Source organism: Dactylosporangium sp. CS-033363 (assembly GCF_050942475.1).
Taxonomy (GTDB): Bacteria; Actinomycetota; Actinomycetes; order Mycobacteriales; family Micromonosporaceae; genus Dactylosporangium.
In genome coordinates this window covers 8,119,735-8,143,341 of record NZ_CP192032.1, presented here as the reverse complement: position 1 = coordinate 8,143,341, position 23,607 = coordinate 8,119,735, and the positions used below count along the sequence as shown (strand labels likewise).

The following is a 23,607-nucleotide window of genomic DNA, read 5'->3' as shown; positions in this document are numbered from 1 at the left end:
CGGGCCCGCGGTAGGTCGACGTGCCGGGCCCGCGGTAGGTGGACGTGCCGGGCCCGCGGTAGGCCGGCGTGCCCGGCCCGCGGTAGGCGGGGCGGCCGAAACGCTACAGACCGGGGCCGCCGCGCCGATCAGCCGAAGGTACGAGGGGGTCGTCGCACAGAACGGGCAGACCGGTGAGCATCACCCAGAGCGCCGCAGCGGACGCGCACCACCCCGGCGGGCTCGAGGCCGGCCGGTACCTCACGTTCACGCTGCACGGCGAGGCGTACGCGCTCGACATCTTCCACGTCATCGAGATCATCGAGTATCGGGCGCTCACCGCCGTGCCGATGGCGCCCGAGTTCGTGCGGGGCGTGATCAACCTGCGGGGGCGGGCGGTGCCCGTGGTGGACCTGGGGATCCGATTCGGGCAGGGTGCCACGCCGGTCGCCAGGCGCACCAGCGTCATCATCGTGCACAGCGGTGCCGCCGAGGACGGCCAGCACGTCGGGATCCTCGTCGACATGGTGAACAAGGTGGTGAGCTTCGGGCCGGGGGACGTCGAGCCGCCGCCGACGTTCGGGACCGGGATCCAGCCCGAGTACATCAGCGGCATGGCCCGGCGCGAGGCCGACTTCATCATCGTGCTCGACCTGGAGCGGATCGTGTCGCCGGCCGATGTGGCGGCGCTGCAGGACCCGGGCGCCGAGGCGCCGTGACCGGCTCGCTCGAGGCGCCGCCGGAGATCACCGGCGCGGACTTCGCGGCGATCAGTGCGCTGCTGCATCAGCGTACCGGCATCCGGCTCCAGCCCGGCAAGGAGACGCTCGTCATGGGGCGGCTCAGCAAGCGGCTGCGCCAGCTGGGGGTGCGGGGGTACGCCGACTACGTGCGCCTGCTGCGCGAGCCCGACGGCCGCGAGCTCAAGCACGCCATCGACCTGCTGACGACGAACGAGACGTCCTTCTTCCGCGAGCCGCAGCACTTCGACTACCTGCGCGAGGTGATCGTCCCCGCGCACCGGCCGGGGCGGATGTTCCGGCTGTGGAGCGCGGCCAGCTCCAGCGGCGAGGAGGCCTACACCGCGGCGATGGTGCTGCTGGAGAAGTCCCCGGCCACGGCGTGGGAGATCCTCGGCACCGACGTGTCGACCCGGATCGTCGAGGGGGCGCGGCGGGGGCTCTATCCGCTCGAATCGGCCGCCCGCATTCCCCGGGAACTGCTGCGGAAGTACTGGCTGAAGGGGCGGGACGAGTACGCCGGGCTGATGGCGGCCGGCTCCACCCTGCGCGAGCGGGTCGCGTTCCACCACGCCAACCTGCTCGACGACCTGCGCGACCTGGGCCTGTTCGACGTGATCCTGCTGCGCAACGTGATGATCTACTTCGACCCGCCGACCAAGGCGGCGCTGGTGCAGAGACTGCAGCACATGTTGTACCCCGAGGGCCACCTCATCATCAGCCTGTCCGAGACGCTCAACGGCATCCCGTCGCGGCTGCGCATGGTCCGCCCGTCGATCTACCGGCTCCCGGCGGGCACCCGTGACTGACGACGTCTTCCTCTACCCGGGCGGGTTCCACTTCGGCGCGGCCGGCACCCGGATCTCCACGCTGCTCGGCTCGTGCGTCGCCGTCTGCCTGTGGCACCCGGCGCTACGGATCGGGGGCATGTGCCACTTCATGCTCCCGGGCCGCGGCGACGGGCGGCTCGCCTCGCCCGGCCGCGGCGACGGACGGTTCGCCTCGCCCGGGCGCGGTGACGGGCGGTTCGCGGACGGCGCGTTCGCGCTGTTCCGGGCCGAGCTCGCGCGGACCGGGACGGAGCCGGGGCAGTACCGGGCGAAGGTCTTCGGAGGCGCCGCCCAGACCTCCGGCGGGAAGGTCGCCGCGGCCAACGTCCGGGCCGCGCTCACACTGCTGGACCGGTACGGCTTCGCGGTGCTGGTGCGGGACACAGGCGGTACCGGAGCGAGATTTTTGCGTTTCGATCTGGACACCGGCGACGTCTGGCTGCGCCGCAACGCCCGCGGCGACCTGGACGTGGCCTCGTGAGCATCAGAACGCTCATCGTGGACGACTCGGCGGTCGTGCGGCAGGTGCTGTCCGCGGTCCTCGGCGCCGCGCCCGGCATCGAGGTGATCGGCACCGCGGCCGACCCGGTGCTCGCCATGGCGCAGATGCGGCGCGCCTGGCCCGACGTCATCGTGGTCGACATCGAGATGCCCAAGATGGACGGGCTGACGTTCGTCAAGCAGGTGATGGCGACCCGGCCGACGCCGATCGTGGTGTGCTCGTCGCTGGTCGGCTCGGGCGCGCGGGCGGGGCTCGACGCGCTCGCCGCGGGCGCGGTGGCGGCGGTCGCGAAGCCGACGAGCGGGCTGAAACGGTACCTCGAGGACGACAGCGCCCAGATCGTGCCGGCGGTGCGCGCGGCCGCCGCGGGCCGGGTGCGCCGCATCGAGCGCCCCACCGCGCGGCTGCCCGAGCCGGCCCGCACCGCCGGCCCGCAGGAGCGCCGGGTGGTGGCGATCGGCACGTCCACCGGCGGCACCCAGGCCCTGGAGCGCGTGCTGACCGTGCTGCCGGCCCGCTCGCCGGCGGTGGTCGTGGTGCAGCACATGCCCGAGAAGTTCACCGCCGCGTTCGCCGAGCGGATGAACCGGCTGTGCGCGGTCGAGGTGCGCGAGGCGGCCGACGGCGACCGGGTCCGCGACGGGCTCGTGCTGGTCGCGCCGGGCGGGCGGCACCTGGAGGTGGTGTCCGATCCTTCGGGGTACCGCGTCCGCGTCTTCGACGGCCCGCCCGTCAACCGGCACCGCCCGTCGGTCGACGTGCTCTTCCGCTCGGTGGCGAAGGCGGCCGGCGGGCACGCGCTCGGCGTCATCATGACCGGCATGGGCGACGACGGCGCCCGGGGCCTGCTGGAGATGCGCCGGGCCGGGGCCGCCACCGTCGCCCAGGACGAGGCGACGTGCGTGGTGCACGGCATGCCCAAGGAGGCGGTGGCGCTCGGGGCGGTCGAGCGCGAGGTGCCCCTCCCCGCGATTGCAGAGGTGATCCGCAACCATGGCTGAGGTCCTGTACGTCATCGCGGCCCTGCTGGCCGGGCTCGCGCTCGGCTTCTGGCTGGGCCGGCGCCGTCCGGCCGTCGAGGTGACCGAGGCGGCGCCGCCGGACGCGTTCCGGCGCGGCGTGGGCGCGTTCGCCGACGAGGTGGCGCCCGTGTGGTCGGCCCAGATCGAGTCCTCCCGGGCCCAGATGGAGTCCGGGATCAGCGCGGTCACCCAGCAGTTCAGCCAGATCGTCGACGACGTGGACGCGGTGCTGGCGTCCTCGGCCGGCGCGCTGGGGCCGCAGGGCGGGGGCGCGGGCACGTTCGACCGGGGCCGCGAGCGCCTCGGCGGCGTGGTCCACACCCTCGACAGCGCGATGCGGGCCAAGCGGCAGGCCGTGCACGACCTGGCCGGGCTGGCCGGGTTCAACGACGAGCTCAAGCAGATGACGGCCGACGTCGCGCAGATCGCCGCGCAGACGAACCTGCTCGCCCTCAACGCCTCGATCGAGGCGGCCCGCGTCGGTGCGGCGGGGGCGGGCTTCGGGGTGGTGGCGATGGAGGTACGGCGGCTGGCCGACCGCTCGCTGCAGACCAGCGAGCAGATGGCGCAGAAGGTGGCCGGGATCGGCGCGGCGATCGAGTCGGTGCTGGCCGGGGCCGAGGGCGACGCCGAGCGGGAGAGCGTCGCGGTGGCCCGGGCCAACGACGACGTCCAGGAGGTCATCGACGACCTGCAGGACGTGGTGAACCGGTCCCGGGAGTCGTCCCAGCGGCTGGAGCGGGCGGCCGTGGACATCCGCGGCACCATCTCCGAGGCGATCGTGAACCTGCAGTTCCAGGACCGGGTCGGCCAGGTGCTGCAGCACCTGGAGGACAACATCAAGCTCCTGCCGCGGCACGTCGCCGACGCCCCCGACACCGGGCCGCAGGCGCGCCGGCTGCTGGAGGAGCTCGAGCGCACGTACACCATGCAGGGCGAGCTGCAGGCCCACCGCTCGGGCGCGGTGACCGAGGCTCCCACGTCGGAGATCACGTTCTTCTAGGAGGCGGCAATGTCCAAGACCGTGCTGATCGTCGACGACTCGGCCTCGGTGCGCCAGGTCGTGGCGATCGCGCTCAAGGGCGCCGGGTACGAGGTCATCGACGCCGTCGACGGCCAGGACGCGCTGCGCAAGCTCGGCGGCAAGCGGGTCCACCTGGTGATCTCCGACGTGAACATGCCGAACATGGACGGCATCACGCTGGTCGGCGAGATCCGCAAGCAGCCGGAGCACCGGTTCACGCCGATCATCATGCTGACCACGGAGTCGCAGGAGGAGAAGAAGCGGCAGGCCCAGGCGGCCGGCGCGAAGGCCTGGGTGACCAAGCCGTTCCAGCCCGCCCAGATGCTCGCCGCCGTATCGAAACTGATCGCGCCGTGAGCGGCCCGAAGCGGAGTGCAGGGGCCGCTCACCATCGGCTCAGCTTTGTCGCGGCGACGCCGGAGCTTGCGGAGGTGGCGCCGTGAGCGGCCCGGAGCGGAGCGTAGGGGCCGCTCACCATCGGCTCAGCTTTGTCGCGGCGACGCCGGAGCTTGCGGAGGTGGCGCCGTGACCGCCCGTCTGGAGCTTGACGGGGAGCTGACCATTCCCTGGGCGGCCGAGCAGCACGAGCGGGTGCTGCGGTTCCTCGGGGAGGGGCCGGACCTGGAGCTCTCGCTGGCCGGGGTCACCGACATGGACACCACCGGGCTGCAGCTGCTGCTGCTCGCGCGGCAGGAGGCGCGGCGGCGGGACGTGCGGCTGCGGCTGACCGGCCACAGCCCGGCCGTGCGGGACGTGCTCGCCCTGGCCTGGCTGGACAGCGACCTGGAGGCGGTCTCGTGAACGACTTCCGGGACGCGCTCGACACGTTCATCACCGAGGCGCGGGAACTGGTCCAGGACTTCGAGGAGGGGCTGCTCGAGCTGGAGTCCACGCCGGACGCGCCCGGGGCGGTCAACGGGCTGTTCCGCGCGATGCACACCATGAAAGGCTCGGCCGGGCTGTTCGGGCTGAGCCATCTGGTGTCGTTCACGCACGTGCTGGAGTCGGTGCTGGACGACCTGCGCGCCGGGCGGCTGCAGGTGAGCGCCGGGCTGGTCAGCGCGCTGCTGCCGTGCACCGACCACATCTCGGTGCTGGTCGACGCGGTGGCCGCCGGGCGCGACGAGCCGACGCCGGCCGAGCAGGAGGTCAGCGCGCGGCTGCTGGCGGCGCTGGCGCCGTTCTCCGGGGCGTCCTCGCCCGAGCCGGCTTCGCGGATCTGGCTGCTGAGCATCTGGTTCGGGCCCGAATGCCTGCGCAACGGGATGGATCCGCTGTCGTTTCTGCGGTACCTCGCCACGATGGGCACGATCCAGCGCCTGATCACCCGCACCGACGCGCTGCCGCGGGCCGACGAGGCCGATCCGGAGGTCTGCTACCTCGGCTTCGACCTGGAGTTCGCCGGCGAGGCGAGCAAGGCCGACATCGAGAGCGTCTTCGAGTTCGTGCGCGACGACAGCACCATCCGCATCATGCCCTCGGGCGAGGCGGCGGAGCTCATCGACGCGCTGCCGGAGTACGACCGGCTCGGTGACCTGCTGCGCCAGGGCGGCGTGGTCACCGACCGCGAGCTGGAGACGGCCCTGGCCAAGCAGCACGCGGGGGAGTCGGCCGGCCGGCCGCTCGGCGAGATCCTGGTCGAGGAGCGGATCGTCCAGCAGCCGGTGGTGGAGGCGGCGCTCAACAGGCAGCGCAAGACCGCCGAGAGCCGCCAGCAGGACAACCAGACGATCCGGGTCTTCGCCTCCCGCCTCGACCGGCTCATCGACCTGGTCGGCGAGCTGGTCATCGCCCAGTCCGGGGTGGCCTTCTCCGACGAGCAGTCGCAGGTGCTGCGGCTGGTCGAGGAGGTCCGGCACACCGCCCTCTCGCTGCGCATGGTCCCCATCGGCACCACCCTGCGCCGCTTCGAGCGGGTCGTCCGCGACGTGTCGATGGAGCTGGGCAAGGAGGTCGACCTCGTCATCACCGGCGGCGACGCGGAGATGGACAAGGCCCTCGTGGAGCGGATCGGCGACCCGCTGCTGCACCTGGTGCGCAACGCCCTCGACCACGGCATCGAGCCGCCGGACGAGCGGGAGCGGGCCGGCAAGCCGCCGCGGGGCCGCCTCGCGCTCAACGCCTTCCACGACGCCGGCAGCATCGTCATCGAGATCTCCGACGACGGCCGCGGGCTCAACCGCGACCGGATCCTGGCCAAGGCGATCGAGCGCGGCCTGGTGGCCCGCGGCGAGAGTCTCAGTGACCCCGAGGTGTACTCCCTGATCTTCGAACCCGGCTTCTCGACCGCCGACACCGTGTCGAACCTGTCCGGCCGCGGCGTCGGCATGGACGTCGTGCGCGGCGCGGTGACGGCCCTGCGCGGCGGCATCGACGTGCAGACCACGCCGGGGGCGGGCACCCTCATGCAGATCCGGCTGCCACTGACCCTGGCCATCATCGACGGCTTCCTGGTCGGCGCCGGTGACACCCACTTCATCGTGCCCCTGGACCGGGTCATCGAGTGCGTGGAGCTGCCGCTCGAGGCGGGCGGCCGCTCGTTCATGCACCTGCGCGGCCAGGCGCTGCCGTTCGTCCGGCTCCGCGACGTGTTCGCGCTGGGCGGGCGGGCCCCGCGCCGGCAGAGCGTGGTCGTGGTCGAGCACGCCGGGCAGCGCGCCGGGGTCGTGGTCGACCACCTGCTGGGTCAGTCGCAGACGGTCATCAAGCCGCTGGGCAAGCTGTTCCAGGAGGTGCGCTGCATCGGCGGCTCGACGATCCTGGGCAACGGCGACATCGCGCTGATCCTCGACATCGACGCGCTCGTCGCCCAGCACATCGCCCGCGACCGGATCGCTCTTCCCGCATCGGCCTGATCGCTCAGAACCGGTCGAACTTGCTCTCGTCGATGTCGTTCTCCGACGGGCGGCCCGCTCCCGCGGAAACCAGCGCGGGCGCCGGGCGCTGAGGCCGCCCGCCGCCGTTGTGGCGGTGGGCGCCCCGGTCGAAGCCGGCGGGCAGGGCCGCCGCCGCGGACCGTCCCGCACCGCCCGCGTCGGTGACGAAGAACGTCATCATGTCCTGCAGCTGATGCGTCTGCGCGGCCATCTCCTCGGCCGTCGCGGCCAGCTCCTCGCTGGAGGACGCGGTCTGCTCGGTCACCTTCCCGATCTGGGTCATCGCGATGTTGATCTGCCGCACCCCGGTCGCCTGCTCACTGCTGGCCGCCGCGATCTCCTGCACCAGGTCGGACGTGCGGGTGATGCTCGGGATGATCTCGCCGAGCAGGCTCCCGGCCCGCTCCGCCGTCTGCACGCTGCCCGCCGCCAGCTCGCTGATCTCCTGCGCCGCGACCTGGCTGCGCTCGGCGAGCTTGCCCACCTCCGACGCGACGACCGCGAACCCCTTGCCGTGCTCGCCCGCCCGCGCCGCCTCGATCGTCGCGTTGAGCGCCAGCATGTTCGTCTGGAACGCGATGTCGTCGATGATGCTGATCTTGCTGGTGATCTGCTTCATCGCGTCCACGGTCCGCTGCACCGCGTCCCCGCCCTGGTCCGCCTCGCCCGCCGTCTGCGACGCGATCTGCTCGGTGGTGGTGGCGTTGTCGCTGTTCTGGCTGATGCTGGCGGTCATCTGCTCCATGCTCGCCGTGGTCTCCTCGACGCTCGCGGCCTGCTCGGTGGCGGCCTGCGAGAGGCTCTGCGAGGCGCCGCTGATCTGGTTCGACGCGTTGGCGAGCTGGTGGGTGGACTCGACGACGGTACGCACGGTCTCGCTCAACCGATCCAGCGCGGCGTTGAGCGCGGTGCCCATCCGGCCCACCTCGTCGGTGCTGTTGACCGGCAACCGCTGGTCGAGCCGCCCCTGGGCGAGCCCGGTCAGCACGGTGACGGTGGTGCGCAGCGGCTTCGAGATCGCCCGCACGACGAGCGTGACCATGCCGAACGTGACCACGATGGCGACGAGCGTCAGGACGAGCAGGAGGAGCCTGGCCGTACCGTAATCGTCGGTGGAATCCTGCAGCGCCTGCTTGGCCGCCGCGTTCTGCCGCGCCACGAGGCTGTCGATCGCCCCGCCCAGCCGCTGCGCGATCGGTTCGACCTCCTCCTTGCTGATCCGGTTGTACTCCGCGTAGTTCTTCGCCCGCGCCGCCGGCACCGACTTGTTGTTGAGCACCTTCTGGTAGTCCGTCCACGCCGCCTCGAACGTGGCCCGGTCGGCCCGGTTGGCCGCGTCGGTGTTCTTGGCCGCGAACGCCTGCCAGCTCGCGCTCAGCCCCCGCACGGCGTCGCCGACCTTCCCCTCGGCCGCGTCGGCGTCCTCGTCGCTCTGCGCGAGCGCCAGCCCCCGCACCTGGAACCGGACGTTGAGGTAGTCCGACGACACCCCGTCGAGCATGTGCACCGACTGCAGATTCCGGTTGTACAACGAGTCCAGCCGGTCCTGACTGTTGCCCAGATACAGCAACCCGATCAGCCCCACCGTGGCCAGCAGCGCACACACCACCACGGCGACAATGCGCAGTTTCCACGCGACCGACACATTCCGAAACGCGGACCCGACACTCACGGTGCTGCTCCCCCCGAACGGCGGACTACATCAGCCCCAATCGGATGACAGCAGGCCCACCTGAGACTTGTGGGTCAGAAGCCGATCGTCACGTTGTAGAGCGCGTACCACGCGGCGGCGCTCGCCGCGGCCGTGGCCACGAACGCACCGAGCAGCGAGGGCCAGGCGCGCCACAGCCCGTGCCGCGCGGCCGGCCGGGGCCGGTTGCGACGGCTATTTGGTCATGGCGGCGACCGCGGAGTCGACGTCCTCCGACATCAGGTCGGGCAGGAAGCCGATCAGGTCCAGGGTGAAGCGCACCATCCCGTCGGCCGGGGCCGCCACCCGGACCGGGGCGCCGCGGTCGCTGAAGGCGGTCACCACGCGGTCCAGGCACAACAACCCCGCACTGTCGAGGAACGTGGTCTCGGTCAGGTCGACGACGACGCCGGTCGCGGCGCGGACGCTCACGAGGACGTCGCGCTCCACGAGGGGGGCGGTGGCGTGGTCGATCTCGCCGATGAGCTGGACGACCTCGCAGCCGCCCGTGGAGTACACCTTGACCTGGCGCTCGCCGTCCATCTCAACGCCTTCCGGTCCCGGTGCGGCGGCGCATGAGGACCGTGGTGCCGCCCGTGCCGCGGTCGATCACGAGTTCGTCCATGAGGCGCCCGATCAGGGCGAGGCCGCGGCCGCGGTGCAGGGCCGTGCGCGGCGGGCGCCACTGGCCGGTGTCGCTCACGCGGACCGCGACCATGTCGCCGTCGACCTGGGCCAGGATGCCGACGGTGCGGGCGTCGTCGAGGGCGTACCCGTGCTCGATCGCGTTCGCCACCGCCTCCGCCGTCGCCAGGACCACGCCGAAGCGGTCGTAGTCGTCCACGCCCTGGTTGCCGAGCCAGAAGTCGAGCGCGGCCCGGAATCCCGCGAGGGCCTGCATCCGCGCGGGCACGTCGGCGCGGAACGGGGGCGCGTCGGAGAAGTCCAGGGCGAGCAGGCACATGTCGTCGTGCCCGCCGCCGCCCGGCAGCATCGCGTCGCTGAGCTCCCCGGCGAGCGACCCGAGCGGCGTCTGCCAATGCTCGGCGGCGGCCTGCGCGAGCCGATCCAGCCCGTGATGGAACCGCTCGCCTCTTCGTTCAACCAACCCGTCGGTGTACAGCATGAGCCTCGACCCCCGCGGCACGACCAACCGCGCCTCGCTGCGCACGCGACCGGCCGAGGTCGCGCCGAGCGGGCCGGAACGGGCGTCCCACAGGTAGCTCGGCACGCCGCCGGGCTGGACGAGCAGCGGCGGCGGGTGGCCGGCGCAGGCGTAGCGCAGCTCGCCGGAGTCGAGGGCGAGTTCGGCGTACGCGAGGGTGGTCATCTGCCCGGCCGCGAAGTGCGACACGAAGTCGTCCATGTGCCGCAGCACCGCGGCCGGTCCGTCGTGGGCCGTGGCGAGCGCGCGGACGGCGCTGCGCAGCTGGCCCATGGCGCTGGCCGCGCGCAGGCCCCGGCCGACGACGTCGCCGACGACGATGCCGACGCTCTCGGTGGACGTGGCGAACACGTCGTACCAGTCGCCGCCGACCTCCAGCGAGTGCACGGCGGGGCGGTAGGCGGTGACCACGTGGTACCGCGGATCCGCCGGCCACTCCCCGCTGAGCATGGCGCGCTGCAGGGTGTGCGCCACCTCCCGGTCCCGCTCGGCCAGGCGCGCGTTGTCCAGCGACAGCCCGGCCCGGTCGGCGAGGTCGGCCAGGAAGTCCGGCCCGACGTCCCCGGCCCCGGCCACGTGCCGCCCGGCCAGCAGCAGCGTGCCGAGCACGGTGTTGCGGGCCCGCAGCGGCAGCACCATCGCGCGCTCGCCGTCGGCCGTGATCAGCGGTACCGCCGCCAGCGCCCCCGCCCGCCCGGCCGCGTGCACCGAGGCGAGCACGTCGTTCGGGATCGTCCAGCCGCACGGGCGGCTCGGCGCGGAGGCCTGCCAGCCGGGCGCGCCCGCGGGGTCGCCGACCGCGTCGAGGTCGATCTGGGCGTAGCCGGCGACGTCGGGCACGAGCAGCTCGACGAGGCGCCGCGCGCGGCTGGTGAAGCCGACGGTCTCGTCGAGGTCGCGGCTGAGCCGGGCCAGGAAGCCCGACTGCCACGCCCGCCGGTTCGTCTCCTCCAGCAGCCGGATGCGGTCGAGCGCCTGGCCGGCCTGGCGCCCGACGGTACGCATCAGCTCGACCTCGTCCTCGCCGAACGCGCGCGGCCGGGCCAGCTCCAGGTCGGCGCCGGCCGGGCGGTCCGGGGAGAACACGAACGACACCACCCCGAGCACCCGCTGGTCGGCCAGCAGCGGCGTGACGAGCCGCAGCCCGCCGTCGTTCTCGGCGTGCCGCACGACGTCGATCAGCGCCGCGGCCCTGGCCTCCGGCGCCGGGTCGTCCAGCGAGATCAGCTCGTCGGCGAGGTCGAGCGGGCGCAGCGCGGCCTCGGCCGGCTCCAGCAGCCAGACCCGCGTGCCGGACGCGGCGAACGCCTCCTCGCCGACCCGCACGATCGGCGCCACGATCTCCTCGGCCCGCTCGATCGCCGCGCAGCGCACGACCATCTCCTGCAGCAGCCGGATGCGGGTCGCGTTGCGTTCGGCGCTGCGGCGCTCAGCCAGCAGTTCCCGCTCGTACGTCCGCCGCTCCTTGGCGTCGAAGATCGTCATGCGCACCATGGCCTGGCTGCCGGCCGGACCGGCGCGCAGCACCGCGTTGACGAACGCGTCGAGGCGGGTGCCGTCCGCGTTGCGGAACTCGGCCGCCGCCTCGCGCACCTCGCCCTGCATGTGCAGCAGCGGGGCGAGGTGCGTCTCGTGCCAGATCCGGCTGCCGGTCGCGTAGATCTCGTGCACCCGGCGGCCGGTCAGCTGGTCGCGGCGGTACCCGGTCCACCGCAGGAACGTCCGGTTGGCGCGCACGATCGTGCCGTCCGGCAGCAGCGTGAGGTATCCGCACGGGGCGCTGTCGTAGAGATCCTCGGCGTTCTCCTCGGGCAGCGGCTCCGCCACGCCTCAGCCCGTCCGCAGGAAGCCGCTGATGGCCTCGTAGGTCTCGTCGGGTGCACTGAGGTTGGGGCAGTGGCCGGTCGCGTCGAGCACGAGCAGCCGGCTGCCGGAGATGTTCGCGTTGGTGTACGCGCCCACCTCCCGCGGCGCGATGACGTCCTCCGAACACTGCAGAATCAGCGTCGGTACCGTCACCTTGCCCAGGTCCGCGCGATTGTCGGAGCGGAACGTGACCTCGGCGAACTGCCGCGCGATGGCCGGATCGGTGCGGCAGAAGCTGTTGGTCAGCTCCTCGCCGAGCTCGGGGCGCTCGGCGTTGCCCATGATGACCGGGGCCATCGCGGCCGACCAGCCCAGATAGTTGCTGTCGAGGCTGTCCAGCAGCTCGTCGATCTCGCCGGCGCTGAACCCGCCGTAGTAGCCGTCGTCGTCGATGTACCGCGGGGACGGCCCGACGAGCACGAGCTTGGAGAACCGGTCCGGCTCGGCGATCGAGGCCAGCAGCCCGATCATCGCGCTCACCGAGTGCCCGACGAAGACCACGCCGCGCAGGTCGAGCGCGCGGAGGACCTCCAGCAGATCTTCGGCGTAGCCGGACAGCGTGGAGTACCGCTGCGGGTTGTAGGCGGAGAGATCGGAGTTGCCCGCCCCGACGTGGTCGAACAGGACCACGCGATGATCGTCGGCGAAGCGCGGTGCGACGAACCGCCACATGTTCTGGTCGCAGCCGAAGCCATGTGAGAAGACCAAGGCTGGGGCGGTCTCGGGTCCGAGCAGCCTGACGTTGTTTCGTTCGACAACGCTCACGGCCAGTGACGTTACTAGCGCCCCTCGTGCGCGAACAAGAGGGCAAGTGGCTACTGGTTTTCGGGCGGGCCTCATTCGCCGCGGGCGAGGCGGTCCGCGGCCTCGTCGCCGACGGTTGCAGGGCAACGCACGCGAGCGACGAGCAGGAGGAGACACCATGAGCGATCTCGTGGCGATCGGCTACCGCGACGTGGCCACCGCGAACATGGCCCGGGACAAGATCATCGAGCTGCAGCGCAAGGGCATCATCGCCGTGCGCGACGCGGCCGTGGTCGAGGCCGGCCCCGGCGGCAAGGTCCGGCTCCACCAGGCCACGAGCAACGCCGGCGCCGGTGCGGCCGGCGGCGCGCTGTGGGGCGGCCTCATCGGCCTGCTGTTCCTGGCCCCGTTCCTGGGCATGGCGGTCGGTGCGGCCGCGGGTGGGGTGGCCGGCAAGTTCACCGACACCGGCGTCGACGACAAGTTCATGAAGGACATCGGCAAGACCCTGGAACCCGGCTCGGCCGCCCTGTTCCTGCTGGTCGACCAGGTCACCGTGGACAAGGTCGTGGCCGAGATGGCCCCGTACGACCTCGGCGGCCGGCTGCTGCAGAGCTCGCTCAGCATGGAGGCCGAGCAGCGCCTCCGCGAGGCGATGTCGGCCGCGAACCTGGCCCGCGTCTGAGTGTGTCCCGACCCGCCCGTTCGGGGTCGCCCGATCGGTCAGTGATCGACGGTAGGCGAACCGATACTGCCTGTGGTGCCGCTCTCGTACGATCGGCAGCGATGCCGGCGATGGAGAGCGGCCCCGCGCCGACGACCGCCTGTCCGGGGGTGGCCGGCGAGACGCAGTGGCGTGCCGCGGAAACCGTTGCCGCCGCGGCGATCCGGCGCGCGCTGCCCTGAGTCAGGCGCCCGTCGCGAGCGTGCGCAGTTGCGGCAGGAGCCACGGGGCGATGACCTGTTTGACGCCGTCCGGGGTGAAGTGCAGGCCGTCGCTGCGGACCTTCAGGCCGTTGACGTTCCAGGTGAAGACGCCCGCCGGGCAGACCACCTTCTTCAGGTCCAGGACGAGCGGGTGCCTGGGATGCGCGGCGGCCACCTCGCCCAGCAGGGTGTTCCAGGCGTCCACGCGCTCGGGGGTGTCCTCGGGCCACAGGCCGCCGTCGGGGCGTTCGGCGCGGTGCGTGTACGCCGCGTCGAGCAGCACGACCCGCGCCCCGTTCCCGGCGGCGATGTCGATGGCGAGGCTGAGTTCCTTCGTGAGGTACACGTCGAAGGGGTCTTCTCCGACATGCTGGTAGCGCCCGTCCAGTTTGCGGTCCATCAGCTCCCAGCGGTTGAGCAGGATCACCGAGACGTCCGGGTCGTCGGCGGGGATGTTCGCGCGCCACTTCGCGTCCCACTGGTCGCAGCCGGGGTAGTTGGTGTGCGCGCTGCCGATGTAGCGGATGTCGGGCAGGCGGGCGATGCCGCAGCCCTGGATCGCGCGGTTGGCCACGGACAGGCCGGGGTGGGCCGGGAGGTACGCCGCGATCGTCCACGCCACCGAGTCCCCGAGGAAGACGACCCGCGGATCCGCGCCCGGCTTGCGGCCCGGCCTGGCCATCGCGGCGCCCGCGGCCGCGCTCGGGGGCGGGCCCGAGGCGCCGGCCTGGACGAGCGGGGCGTCGGCCGGGCCGTCGGACGGCACGTCGGCGGCGACGGTCGGGGCCGCGGTCACGCCGATCGCGAGCGCGGCCACGCCGGTGATGACCAGCGTCGTGGTGGGCACCAGGGTGCGCCACGTGGCCGGCTTGGCGGGCGCTCGGCCGGGCCTCGTCGCGAACACCCGGCGGGCCGGGAGCTCGACGGCGTAGTAGCAGGCGACGGTGACGGCGAGCGCGGCCGCCATCCGCAGCGCGAACAGCGGCAGCCCGGTCAGGCCGGTGCGCTCGCCGGTCAGCCACTGCAGGAGCGGCCAGTGCCAGAGGTACAGGCCGTACGAGATGCGCCCGATCCACGGCAGCGGCGGCAGGCTCAGGAGGCGGGCGCCCCAGCCGTCGGGGGTCGCGAGGAGGTACGCGAGGACGACGGTGACAGCCAGCGCGAAGGCGGTGAGGCCGCCGTGGTACAGCCACGCGTCGCTGCCGTGCACCAGCGCCCACGCCGCGGCCAGGGCGAGCGCGCAGCCGGCGGCGAGGACACTCAGCGTGCGGCTCCGCGGCGCGCTGGTCCTGCCGCCGAGCAGGACGGCGAGGCCGCAGCCCAGCAGCAGGGCGCCCGCGCGGCCGTCGGTGCCGTAGTAGGCGCGGCCGGGGTCGAGGTCGGGGGAGTACCAGTGCGCGCACAGCCAGGCCGACATCGCCGTGCCGGACGCACAGGCGGTGAGCATCGCGGCCCGGGATTCGCGGGCGCGCAGCAGGGCGATGACGAGCAGCGGCCAGAGCAGGTAGAACTGCTCCTCGATGCCGAGCGACCAGGTGTGCTGCAGCGGCGAGGGCGGGGCGGTGGCCGCGAAGTAGTCGCCGCCGCGGAAGATCATGCGCCAGTTGGCCACGTACAGCAGCGCGGCCAGGGCGTCCCAGCGCAGCGCCGACACCTCCGGCGCGGGCAGCACGGCCCGGCTCACCACGACGACGGTGACGATGACGACGAGTAGCGCGGGCAGCAGCCGCCGGGCCCGCCGCCCCCAGAACGCGGCGAGGGCGACGCCGCCGGTGCGCCGTACCTCGTGCAGCAGCAGCCCGGTGATGAGGAACCCGGACAGCACGAAGAACGCGTCCACGCCCAGGAACCCGCCCGGCAGCCAGTCCGGCTGCGCGTGGAAGACGACGACGGCGAGCACGGCAAGGGCCCGCACGCCGTCGAGGGCGGGCAGGTAGCCCCAACCGCCGCCCGATTTGCCGTCCGCCACCAGCCTTGCCCCATTTCGGCGCCGGTTCGCGGGCCGCCGCCGGCGGGGCATCGTACGACCGTGCGCGATAGTTGGACAATGCGTTTCGGCTTCTCGATCGGCGACGGCTTCGCGGCCTATCGCGGGGCGGTGGGCGACAGCGCCGTCCACCGCCACGCCGCCTTCCAGATCGCGATCGCCCAGCGTGGCGAGGTCGCGGTGGCCGACGCCGCCGGGACGGTCGTGCGGGCGCCGGCCGTGGTCGTCCCGCCGATGGTCCGCCACCGCCTGCTCGCCGCGCCGGACCTGCGCACGTTCTTCGTCGACCCGCACTGCGTCTTCGCCGATTCCCTGCGGCAGCGGTACCGTTCGATCGCCGCCTTCGCGCCGCGGGCGTTGCGGCTGGACGACATCGCCGTACAGCCGTCGGGCGAACTCGATCCCCGCCTGCTCACCGCGATGCACCTCCTCCGCGACGCCTCCGTCGCCATGCCCGCCCTCGCGGCGGCGGTCGGCCTGTCGCCGCAACGCCTGCGCGCGCTGGCCCTCGAGCAGCTCGGCCTGCCCCTGGCCCGGTGGCGCGTCTGGTCCCGCCTGCGCCGCGCCGCCGAGGCCCTGGGCGCCGGCCGGACCCCCGCGGCGGCGGCCGTGGAAGCGGGTTTCGCCGACCAGGCCCACCTGACCCGCCAGATGCGCGAGATGATGGGTCTGACCCCCGCGGTTGTACTCCCTGTGCTCCGCCCCTAGCGCCCGCCCGCCGTGTAGATCGAGATCGAGCCGGTCACCGTGGGCACGACGGCGGCCTCGCACACGTCGCGGAACCCGGCCTCCGCGATGAGCCCCGGCACCACCCCGTCGGCGTTCGGCTGCGTGTCGGCCCTGCCGTCGGCGAACTGCACGGTCCGGAACGCGAGCCGCATGGCGCGCGTGCGTTGCAGGCCGTAGTCGGCGATCACCAGCCGCCCGCCGGGCCGCAACACCTCGCCCATGGCCCGCAGGATGCTTCGCTTGACCGGCATCGGGCACTGATGCAGCACGAGGCTGGACACCACGACGTCGGCCTCGCCCGGCCCGAGGATGTCGTCGAGTGCGTCCCCCTTGCCGAGGCGCCACTCGACCTTCCCGGTCTTCCTGCGTGCCATGGCGAGCACCGCCGGATCGGGGTCCACGCCGATGATGCGCGCTGCGGGCTCCACTGTGGACAACAACCGGCCGAGGGATCCGGTACCGCACCCGACGTCCACAACCACCTCGCCGGCCTTCGGGGCGGCGAGCCGGGCGACGAGTCCCCGCCACCGGCGCTCCCGCGTGAGCGCCACGACGCTGTCGTAGAAGAACGTGGGGGCAAGCCGCCCGAGCGCGGGGGTGAAGGCCTCATCGGTCATGCGTCGAGTCTTCGCGGCCGGGCACCCGCGCGTCTTGAACCGAACGCTCGCCGGTCAGGCCGGCTCGCAGCGCGCCTCGAGCATGTCGGCCACGAGTCGCAGGGCGTGGGCGGCGCGGTGGACGTCGACCGTGGCCGCCGGTCCGACCAGGGTCACCGCCGCGAGGGGGCGCCCGCTCGTGCGGACGGGCGCGGCGACGCCGATCATGCCGGTCTGGAACTCCTCCCGGTCGACGGAGTACCCCCGGCGCCGGGTCGCCCGCAGATCGGCCGCGAGCCGGGCCCGCGAGGTCAGCGTGGCCGGCGTGCGCGCGGTGAGTGCCGACCGGTCCAGGAGGTCCTCGGTCAGCTCGGGCGGCGAGAACGCCAGCAGCGCCTTGCCGGCCCCGGTGCAGTGCGGCGGGAAGCGCCCCGCGACCCGGGTGTCGATCCGGGGGCGGCGGGCCGAGCCGACCTTGAGCAGGTACGTGACCGCGTCCCCGTCCAGCACCGCGAGCTGCGCCGTCCAGCCGAAGGCCCGGTGCAGGTCGACCAGGTACGGCCCGGCCGCGTCCAGCAGCCCCACGCCCGCCTGCCCCGCGAGGGTGCCGAGCTCGAACAGCCGCAACCCCAGCCGCAGCCGCCCCGCCTCGTCGGCGAGCAGCCGCTCGGTCACGAGGCCGGCCACGATCCGGTTCACGGTCGCCTGCGGGAGCCCGACGGCCGCGGCGAGCGCCCGCCGGTCGGTGACCCCCGCGGCGGCGACGACATCGAGCAGCGCGAGGACCCGGCCCATCATGGTGCGACTCACTCAGTGATTCTGCCTGTCGCCGCCGGCCCGCCGAAGCCGTACGGTCCTCATCTCATGCAGACATCAGCGGTGTACGTCATCACCGGCGGCACCCGGGGGATCGGCGCCGCCATCGCCCGCCGCCTGGCCGGGGTGGCCGGGCGGGGGCTCGTGCTCGGGTACCGCGCCGATGCCGGGCGCGCCGCCGGACTCGTGGCGGAGCTCGACACCCCGGCCGGCCCGGTGCGCGCGATCCCGTGCGACGTGGCGGACGAGTCCCAGGTGAGCGCCCTGTTCAAGGCGGCCGACGAGCTGGGCCCGCTGGCCGGCCTGGTGAACAACGCGGGCGTACTGGAACAGCAGTGCCCCTTCGACGAGATCACCGCCGACCGCTGGTCCCGGGTGCTGGCCGTCAACGTGATCGGCCTGGCCGCGTGCTGCCGCGAGGCGGTGACCAGGATGCGCACCAGCGACCTCCCGGACCGGGCGATCGTGAACCTGTCGTCGAAGGCCGCGGTCCTGGGCGCACCGGGCGAGTACGTCGACTACGCCGCGAGCAAGGCCGCCGTCGACACCCTGACCCGCGGCCTCGCCCTGGAGGTGGCGCCCCACGGCATCCGCGTCACGAGCGTCCGCCCGGGCATCATCGACACGGAGATCCACGCGACGGGCGGCGACCCGGACCGCGCGGCCCGCCTGGGTCCCACCCAGCCCCTGGGCCGTGCGGGCACTTCCGACGAGGTGGCGGCGGCAGTGGCGTGGCTGCTGTCCCCGGACGCCCGCTTCGTCACCGGCACGACCCTCGACGTCACCGGCGGCCGCTGACCGCAGCGGCGGGCGGCGTCAGGTGGTGGGCTTGGGCTTCATGTGGCCGTCGCAGGTGGCCTCCGTGGACTTCGTCCCGTCCGGGCAGATCGAGTTGACCCAGGAGACGCCGGCCAGTTTGGCGCCGGTCAGGTCGGCGCCGCGCAGGTTCGAGGAGTCGAACGTCGAGCCCGTCAGGTCGGCGTCGGTCAGGTCCGCCGAGTTCAGGTCGGTGCGCAGGAACGTCACCGCCCGCAGATCGGCCTCGTGCAGGGTGGCGTGCTCCAGGCCCACGTCGGTCAGGCTGCTGTCCCGCAGGACCGCGCCGGCCAGGTCGGCCTTGGTCAGTTTGACCTGGCTCAGGTCGGCGGCCTTGGCGACCGCGCCGCTGAGGTCCGCGCCGTACATGTCGGTGCTCATGATGGCCGCCTCCTGCAGGGTGGCGCCGTGCAGGTCGGCGCACCGCAGCTTGCGGCCGTCGAGGTCGAACGCCGTGACCGTGCGGCCGCTGAGGTTCGCGGCGCTCGGGGCGGTGCACCGCGGGCCGTGCTTGGCGTCCGCCTCGTCGTCGCCGCCCTTGCACATGGTCACCGTGGCCGCCACCAGGGCCAGGCCGATCAGGGAGAGACCGCCGACGGTGCGCCGCTTCGGCATGAGTCCAATCGTCCGGGCGAGCGGGGCTCCCGCCGGGTGAGTGCATGGGTTACCTTCCAGTAATGACCAAAGCGCTCGTGCTCGGTGGCGGTGGGATGACGGGCATCGCCTGGGAGTTCGGGGTGCTCGCCGGCCTCGCCCGGGGTGGGGTGACGGTCGGTGACGCGGACGTCATCGTCGGTACGTCCGCCGGGTCGGTGGTCGGCACCGTCCTGGCCGCCGGGATCCCGCTCGAGGACGCCGTCGCCGCGCAGACCGTCGCGGGGCCCGGCGGACCCGCCCCGGCCGTCGACATCGCGCCCGCCATGGCCGCGTTCGCCCTGCTCGCCGACCGGTCGCGGCCGCGGGAGGAGATCATGGCCGAGATCGGGAAGATGGCCCTGGCGACGCCGACCGGGGACGAGAAGGCGCACATCGCCCGGCTCACCGCCCAGCTGCCGGTGGCCGACTGGCCCGCGCCCGACCTGCGCATCACCGCGGTGGACACCGACGGCGGAAAGCCCGCCGTGTTCGACCGTTCCTCCGGTGTACCCCTCCCGCTCGCCGTCGCCGCCAGCTGCGCCGTCCCGTGCGTGTTCTCGCCGATCACCATCGACGGGAAGCGGTACATGGACGGCGGCGTCCGCTCCGGCACCAACGCCGACCTCGCCGAGGGTGCGCAGGCCCTGCTCGTCATCGCGCCCATGGCGGGCCTGGCCCGCCCGCTCATCGACCGCGAGATCGCCAAGGTGGCCCCGGCGCGCCGGCTCGTCATCGAGCCCGACGAGGCGGCCCTGGAGGCGATCGGACCCAACGCCCTCGACCCGTCCCGCCGCGCCGCCGCCGCCGAGGCCGGCCTGCGCCAGGGGGAGGCACTTGCCGGCGCGGTCCGCGCGATCTGGACCGATTGAATGCTGTAACTTTCCCGGTCAAGGCCAGGACAGGGCCCGTTTCGTGAGCGCGGCGTTGCTCAGCGTGGGCGCGGAATCCTAGCGTCGCAGCGCATGAGCGACTTGAGGAAGGTCATCACCGCGGTGGCGACGGCCATCGCGGGCACGGTCATCGCCATCGCCACCACGGCCGGACCGGCCAATGCCCTGGCCGCTGCCGGGGTGGCCAGCGTCGGCGCCGGGTACTCGCAGACCTGCGCGATCCGCACCGACGCGACGCTGTGGTGCTGGGGCGGCAACTACAGCGGCGAGCTCGGCGACGGCACCACGACGAGCCGGACCACGCCCGTCCGCATCGGCACCGCGGCCGACTGGGCGGGCATCGAGGCCGGCACCAGCCACACGTGTGCCGTGAAGACCGGCGGCACGCTGTGGTGCTGGGGGTACAACTTCCGGGGTCAGCTGGGCGACGGCACGACCCTCGGCAAGACCGTCCCCACCCAGGTCGGCACCGCGACCAACTGGGCCAAGGTGAGCGCGGGCGACGCGCACACCTGCGCCGTGAAGACCGACGGCACGCTGTGGTGCTGGGGCTTCAACCGGCTGGGCCAGGTCGGCACCGGCTCGGCCGCCTGGACGATCACCACGCCGTCGCAGGTCGGCACCGCGACCAGCTGGGCGAGCGTCTCGGCCGGCTTCGGGCACACCTGTGCCACCCGGACCGACGGCACGCTGTGGTGCTGGGGTGACAGCTCGGCGGGGCAGCTCGGGCTCGGCGCCACCGCGTACTCGACCACGCCGGCCCAGGTCGGCACCGCCACCACCTGGTCCGCGGTCACCGCCGGCTACGCGCACACCTGCGCCACCCGCGCCGACAAGACCCTGTGGTGCTTCGGCGACAACGGCTACGGCCAGCTCGGCCTGGGCAGCACCACGCTGCAGAACACCCCGGCCCAGGTCGGCACCGTGAACACCTGGACCGGAGTGAACGCCGGCTTCTACTCGACCTGCGCCTCGCGCACCGACGGCAGCCTGTGGTGCTTCGGCAACAACATGACCGGCCAGCTGGGCGACGGCACCACGACCACGCGCACCACGCCGACCCGCGTCGGCACCGCCACCACCTGGACGGCCGGCCTGGTCGCCGGGTACCACACCTGCGGCGTGCGCACCGACGCCAGCCTGTGGTGCTGGGGCAACAACGGCAACTCCCAGCTGGGCGACGGCACCACCACCCAGCGCAACACGCCGGGCGCGGTCACCCTGCCGTAGGACCTACCACCAGCGGTCCGCGCTCGCACTGCCGAACCCGGGCGCCGTGACGGTGACCCTGAACGCGTTGGCCGGCACAGGCCGGGGAGCGGTCAGGGTCGCCGGGCCGGTGCCCGGGTGCGCCGGCAGCGTGTACGTCACGCTCTGCGGCCATCCGACCTGGTGGTCGGTGCCCGGAATGGTCTGCAGGATGTAGTAGTCCCAGCGGACCGTGAACTCGGTCTCGCCCGCCACGTTGTCGACGAACGACACCGTCGGCGAACCGCCACCCACCGAGGTGCGAATGCCCGACACCACCGGCACGTCGTAGGTCCTGCAGCCGAGCTGCCGGTTGGGCGCGGGGTCGGCCCCGGCGCGGGGGACGTTCAGCGCCCAGACGCAGACGCTGTGCGCCCCGTGCCGCGCGGGGGCGAAACCGTCGTAGCGCTGGGCGGTACCGGTGGAAAGGCTCGAAACGAACGCACCGTCGACGGAGATGTGCACGAGGACCGGCCCCGTCGTGTCGCCGTCGGCCGCCCAGCCGGTGACCCGCACCCCGTTGCCCACGAAGGTGAGGGTGTCGAACGCTCCGCGCGGCGGGGCGTCGACGGGCCCGGGGTCGGGATCGTCGGGCGAGCAGATCGGCGGGGGAACGGGCTGGTCACACGCCGGGGCCGCGTGGCCCGGCGAAGCGGGGATCGTGACGGCGGCCGCGAGGGCCAGCAGCACGACGAGGGTTCGTCTCATGGCCCGAGTACAGCGACCAGCCGTCCCGGGCCGCCAGGGACAACGATCCCGAGGGGTCAGGCGGCCGGGGTCGTCACGCAGGCCCAGCTGTCCTGCGCGGCCGGGCTGTACGCCGAGACGCCCGCCGCGTTGACCGCGCGCACCTTGAAGCACATGTACGTCCCCGGGGCCAGCCCGTCCCATACCAGCGACGTAGCGCCGGGCGCGGCGGTCCGCGACGCGCTGCCGTTGATGACCGTGAACCCCGTCTCGTCGGCCGAGTTGTCGGTCCACTGCAGCCGGATCGCGGTCGGCCCGCTCGCCGTGGCGGTGAGCCCCGACGGTGCCGCCGGGCCGGTGCCGGCCAGGCTGGTGGTGCACACCCAGTCGTTCTGCGCGGCCGGGAAGTACGCCGACGGGCCGGCCGCGTTGACCGCGCGCACCTTGAAGCACATGTACGTGTCCGGGGCCAGGCCGTCCCAGACCAGCGAGGTCGCCCCGGCGGCGGCGGTGCGCGACGCCGACCCGTTCAGGACGGTGAAGCCGGTCTCGTTGACCGAGGTGTCCTTCCAGTTCAGCCGGATCGCGGACGCGCTCACCGGCGTCGCCGTCAGCCCGGACGGCACCGCCGGCGCGCCCGCGGGCGCCTTGGTCGAGGGCGGCGCGGCCAGGCTGGGCGGGCGGGACGGGGACAGGGACGGCACCGGCGCGCTCGCCGACGGCGCGACCACGCCGCCGAGGCCCGCGCCGTTCGTGGGGTCGGCCTGGGCCACGGCGCCGGAGACGGGCGGGTCCGGATCGTCGTCGTCGCCGAGCAGCAGCGCCGACGCCACGATGCCGACGATGGCCAGCACCGCGGCCGCGCCGATCAGCAGGCCGCGGCCGCGCGCCGAACGCGGGGGAGCGGCCGCCCGGGCCTCCCGCGCCGCCGCGGCCATCGCGGCCCCCGAAGGCCAGCGCTCGGCCGGGTCCTTGGCGAGGGAGCGGGCCACGAATGCGCGTACCCCCGGCGGCACGTCGTCCGGCAGCGGGTCGGGCTCGTCGTTGGCGTGTCGCAGCGCGATCTGCAGCAGGCTCTCGCCCTCGAACGGCAGCCGGCCGGCCAGGACGCGGTAGGCGACGACGCCCAGCGAGTACAGGTCGGACCGGGCCGTCGCGGGCTCGCCGCCGGCCCGTTCGGGCGCGATGTACGAGGCGGTGCCGAGCAGCAGTTCGGGCGCGGTCCGGTGGGTCGCGGCGGCCGAGCGGGCGATGCCGAAGTCGGTGAGCACCGTGCTGCCGTCCGGGCGGAGCAGGAGGTTGCCGGGCTTGACGTCCCGGTGCATGACGCCCTTCTCGTGGGCGGCGTGCAGGGCCTCGGCCGCCTCGGCGATCAGGCGCATCGCGGTGTCCGGGGCCAGGCGCTCCTCGCGGTCGAGGGTGCCCGCCAGCGACTCGCCGTCGATGTACTGCATGACGAGGTACACCCCGGCCGCCGGATCGTCCCCGAAGTCGTAGACGTCGACGACCCCGGGATGACTGATGGTCGCCATGGTGCGGGCCTCGGCCCGGAACCGCTCGACGAACTCGGGCTCGCCGCTCGGCGCGCGCAGCAGTTTGACCGCGACCGTGCGCCCCAGCACGCGGTCGTGGCCCTGCCAGACGTCCCCCATGCCGCCGCTGGCGATGTGCCGCTCGAGCTGATACCGCCCGGCCAGCACCGTTCCCGCGCCGATCAACCGCGCCCCCTCAGCCGGTCGGACCTTTCAGCCGGTCGGACCTTTCAGCCGGTCGGACCTTCAGCCGGTCGGACCCGAACGACTGTTCCTAACGTGCCAGGAGGCGATCCGCAAGCGCT

The 23,607-nt window shown here is 73.4% G+C and carries 23 protein-coding genes; 13 read left to right on the top strand and 10 right to left on the bottom strand.

Going from position 1 to position 23,607, the window contains the following annotated elements:
* The first annotated feature begins 173 nt into the window (after positions 1-173).
* From ACQPZ4_RS37680 to ACQPZ4_RS37645, 8 genes are all read left to right on the top strand, one after another.
* A complete protein-coding gene (locus tag ACQPZ4_RS37680; protein ID WP_433046905.1) occupies positions 174-698 on the top strand; it encodes a chemotaxis protein CheW in 525 nt (174 codons plus the stop codon).
* Complete coding sequence (locus tag ACQPZ4_RS37675; RefSeq protein WP_433046902.1) at positions 695-1,528, top strand: CheR family methyltransferase; 834 nt, start codon at positions 695-697, stop codon at positions 1,526-1,528. The genes ACQPZ4_RS37680 and ACQPZ4_RS37675 overlap by 4 nt, the downstream gene beginning before the upstream one ends.
* Complete coding sequence (locus tag ACQPZ4_RS37670; protein ID WP_433046899.1) at positions 1,521-2,030, top strand: chemotaxis protein CheD; 510 nt, start codon at positions 1,521-1,523, stop codon at positions 2,028-2,030. Before ACQPZ4_RS37675 ends, ACQPZ4_RS37670 begins: the two co-directional genes overlap by 8 nt.
* Entirely contained in the window at positions 2,027-3,052 is a 1,026-nt protein-coding gene (locus ACQPZ4_RS37665; RefSeq protein ID WP_433046896.1) for a protein-glutamate methylesterase/protein-glutamine glutaminase, read from the top strand. Before ACQPZ4_RS37670 ends, ACQPZ4_RS37665 begins: the two co-directional genes overlap by 4 nt.
* On the top strand, positions 3,045-4,076 hold the full coding sequence (locus ACQPZ4_RS37660; RefSeq protein ID WP_433046893.1) for a methyl-accepting chemotaxis protein: 1,032 nt from the start codon (positions 3,045-3,047) through the stop codon (positions 4,074-4,076). The genes ACQPZ4_RS37665 and ACQPZ4_RS37660 overlap by 8 nt, the downstream gene beginning before the upstream one ends.
* A gap of 9 nt (positions 4,077-4,085) precedes the next feature.
* Entirely contained in the window at positions 4,086-4,454 is a 369-nt protein-coding gene (locus tag ACQPZ4_RS37655; RefSeq protein WP_433046890.1) for a response regulator, read from the top strand.
* Positions 4,455-4,622: 168 nt separating this feature from the next.
* Positions 4,623-4,898 carry an STAS domain-containing protein gene (locus ACQPZ4_RS37650; RefSeq protein ID WP_433046887.1) on the top strand — a complete coding sequence of 92 codons (276 nt, stop codon included), beginning with the start codon at positions 4,623-4,625 and terminating at the stop codon, positions 4,896-4,898.
* The gene (locus ACQPZ4_RS37645; RefSeq protein ID WP_433046884.1) at positions 4,895-6,952 is read left to right on the top strand and encodes a chemotaxis protein CheW; all 2,058 of its coding nucleotides are present in this window, start codon (positions 4,895-4,897) and stop codon (positions 6,950-6,952) included. Before ACQPZ4_RS37650 ends, ACQPZ4_RS37645 begins: the two co-directional genes overlap by 4 nt.
* Positions 6,953-6,956: 4 nt before the next feature.
* Here the strand turns inward: ACQPZ4_RS37645 and ACQPZ4_RS37640 are convergent, their stop codons facing one another.
* The 4 genes from ACQPZ4_RS37640 to ACQPZ4_RS37625 form a co-directional block, all read right to left on the bottom strand.
* Complete coding sequence (locus ACQPZ4_RS37640; protein WP_433046881.1) at positions 6,957-8,645, bottom strand: methyl-accepting chemotaxis protein; 1,689 nt, start codon at positions 8,643-8,645, stop codon at positions 6,957-6,959.
* A gap of 213 nt (positions 8,646-8,858) precedes the next feature.
* The gene (locus ACQPZ4_RS37635; protein ID WP_433046878.1) at positions 8,859-9,206 is read right to left on the bottom strand and encodes an STAS domain-containing protein; all 348 of its coding nucleotides are present in this window, start codon (positions 9,204-9,206) and stop codon (positions 8,859-8,861) included.
* Between the two features lies 1 nt (position 9,207).
* Positions 9,208-11,655: a SpoIIE family protein phosphatase gene (locus tag ACQPZ4_RS37630; protein ID WP_433046875.1), complete on the bottom strand. Its 2,448-nt coding sequence runs from the start codon at positions 11,653-11,655 to the stop codon at positions 9,208-9,210.
* A gap of 3 nt (positions 11,656-11,658) precedes the next feature.
* Positions 11,659-12,402: an alpha/beta fold hydrolase gene (locus tag ACQPZ4_RS37625; RefSeq protein WP_433046872.1), complete on the bottom strand. Its 744-nt coding sequence runs from the start codon at positions 12,400-12,402 to the stop codon at positions 11,659-11,661.
* Between the two features lie 214 nt (positions 12,403-12,616).
* On the opposite strand from ACQPZ4_RS37625, the gene ACQPZ4_RS37620 reads away from it, so the two are divergent.
* A complete protein-coding gene (locus tag ACQPZ4_RS37620) occupies positions 12,617-13,123 on the top strand; it encodes a DUF1269 domain-containing protein (RefSeq protein ID WP_433046870.1) in 507 nt (168 codons plus the stop codon).
* Positions 13,124-13,345: 222 nt separating this feature from the next.
* Here ACQPZ4_RS37620 and ACQPZ4_RS37615 read toward each other — a convergent pair whose 3' ends face one another.
* Positions 13,346-15,334, bottom strand: a complete 1,989-nt coding sequence (locus ACQPZ4_RS37615) for an acyltransferase family protein (protein WP_433046867.1) — start codon at positions 15,332-15,334, stop codon at positions 13,346-13,348.
* Between the two features lie 78 nt (positions 15,335-15,412).
* Between ACQPZ4_RS37615 and ACQPZ4_RS37610 the strand changes: the two genes are divergently transcribed.
* On the top strand, positions 15,413-16,060 hold the full coding sequence (locus ACQPZ4_RS37610) for a helix-turn-helix domain-containing protein (protein ID WP_433046864.1): 648 nt from the start codon (positions 15,413-15,415) through the stop codon (positions 16,058-16,060).
* On the opposite strand, the gene ACQPZ4_RS37605 is transcribed toward ACQPZ4_RS37610, so the two are convergent.
* Positions 16,057-16,698 carry a class I SAM-dependent methyltransferase gene (locus tag ACQPZ4_RS37605; RefSeq protein ID WP_433046861.1) on the bottom strand — a complete coding sequence of 214 codons (642 nt, stop codon included), beginning with the start codon at positions 16,696-16,698 and terminating at the stop codon, positions 16,057-16,059. The genes ACQPZ4_RS37610 and ACQPZ4_RS37605 overlap by 4 nt on opposite strands.
* A gap of 54 nt (positions 16,699-16,752) precedes the next feature.
* Positions 16,753-17,487, bottom strand: a complete 735-nt coding sequence (locus ACQPZ4_RS37600) for an IclR family transcriptional regulator (protein WP_433046858.1) — start codon at positions 17,485-17,487, stop codon at positions 16,753-16,755.
* 54 nt (positions 17,488-17,541) lie between these two features.
* Here ACQPZ4_RS37600 and ACQPZ4_RS37595 point away from each other — a divergent pair, with 54 nt between their 5' ends.
* Positions 17,542-18,291 (top strand): SDR family oxidoreductase, encoded by a 750-nt coding sequence (locus ACQPZ4_RS37595; RefSeq protein ID WP_433046855.1) that lies wholly within the window; start codon positions 17,542-17,544, stop codon positions 18,289-18,291.
* A gap of 18 nt (positions 18,292-18,309) precedes the next feature.
* Here the strand turns inward: ACQPZ4_RS37595 and ACQPZ4_RS37590 are convergent, their stop codons facing one another.
* Complete coding sequence (locus tag ACQPZ4_RS37590) at positions 18,310-18,924, bottom strand: pentapeptide repeat-containing protein (protein ID WP_433046852.1); 615 nt, start codon at positions 18,922-18,924, stop codon at positions 18,310-18,312.
* A 62-nt stretch (positions 18,925-18,986) separates the two neighbouring features.
* On the opposite strand from ACQPZ4_RS37590, the gene ACQPZ4_RS37585 reads away from it, so the two are divergent.
* Both ACQPZ4_RS37585 and ACQPZ4_RS37580 read left to right on the top strand, forming a co-directional pair.
* A complete protein-coding gene (locus ACQPZ4_RS37585; RefSeq protein WP_433046849.1) occupies positions 18,987-19,814 on the top strand; it encodes a patatin-like phospholipase family protein in 828 nt (275 codons plus the stop codon).
* 93 nt (positions 19,815-19,907) lie between these two features.
* Positions 19,908-21,065, top strand: coding sequence for an RCC1 domain-containing protein (locus ACQPZ4_RS37580; RefSeq protein ID WP_433046846.1), 1,158 nt, complete (start codon positions 19,908-19,910; stop codon positions 21,063-21,065).
* Between the two features lie 3 nt (positions 21,066-21,068).
* Here ACQPZ4_RS37580 and ACQPZ4_RS37575 read toward each other — a convergent pair whose 3' ends face one another.
* Both ACQPZ4_RS37575 and ACQPZ4_RS37570 read right to left on the bottom strand, forming a co-directional pair.
* The gene (locus tag ACQPZ4_RS37575) at positions 21,069-21,791 is read right to left on the bottom strand and encodes a hypothetical protein (protein WP_433046843.1); all 723 of its coding nucleotides are present in this window, start codon (positions 21,789-21,791) and stop codon (positions 21,069-21,071) included.
* A 56-nt stretch (positions 21,792-21,847) separates the two neighbouring features.
* A complete protein-coding gene (locus ACQPZ4_RS37570) occupies positions 21,848-23,488 on the bottom strand; it encodes a protein kinase domain-containing protein (protein ID WP_433046840.1) in 1,641 nt (546 codons plus the stop codon).
* Positions 23,489-23,607 lie beyond the last annotated feature (119 nt).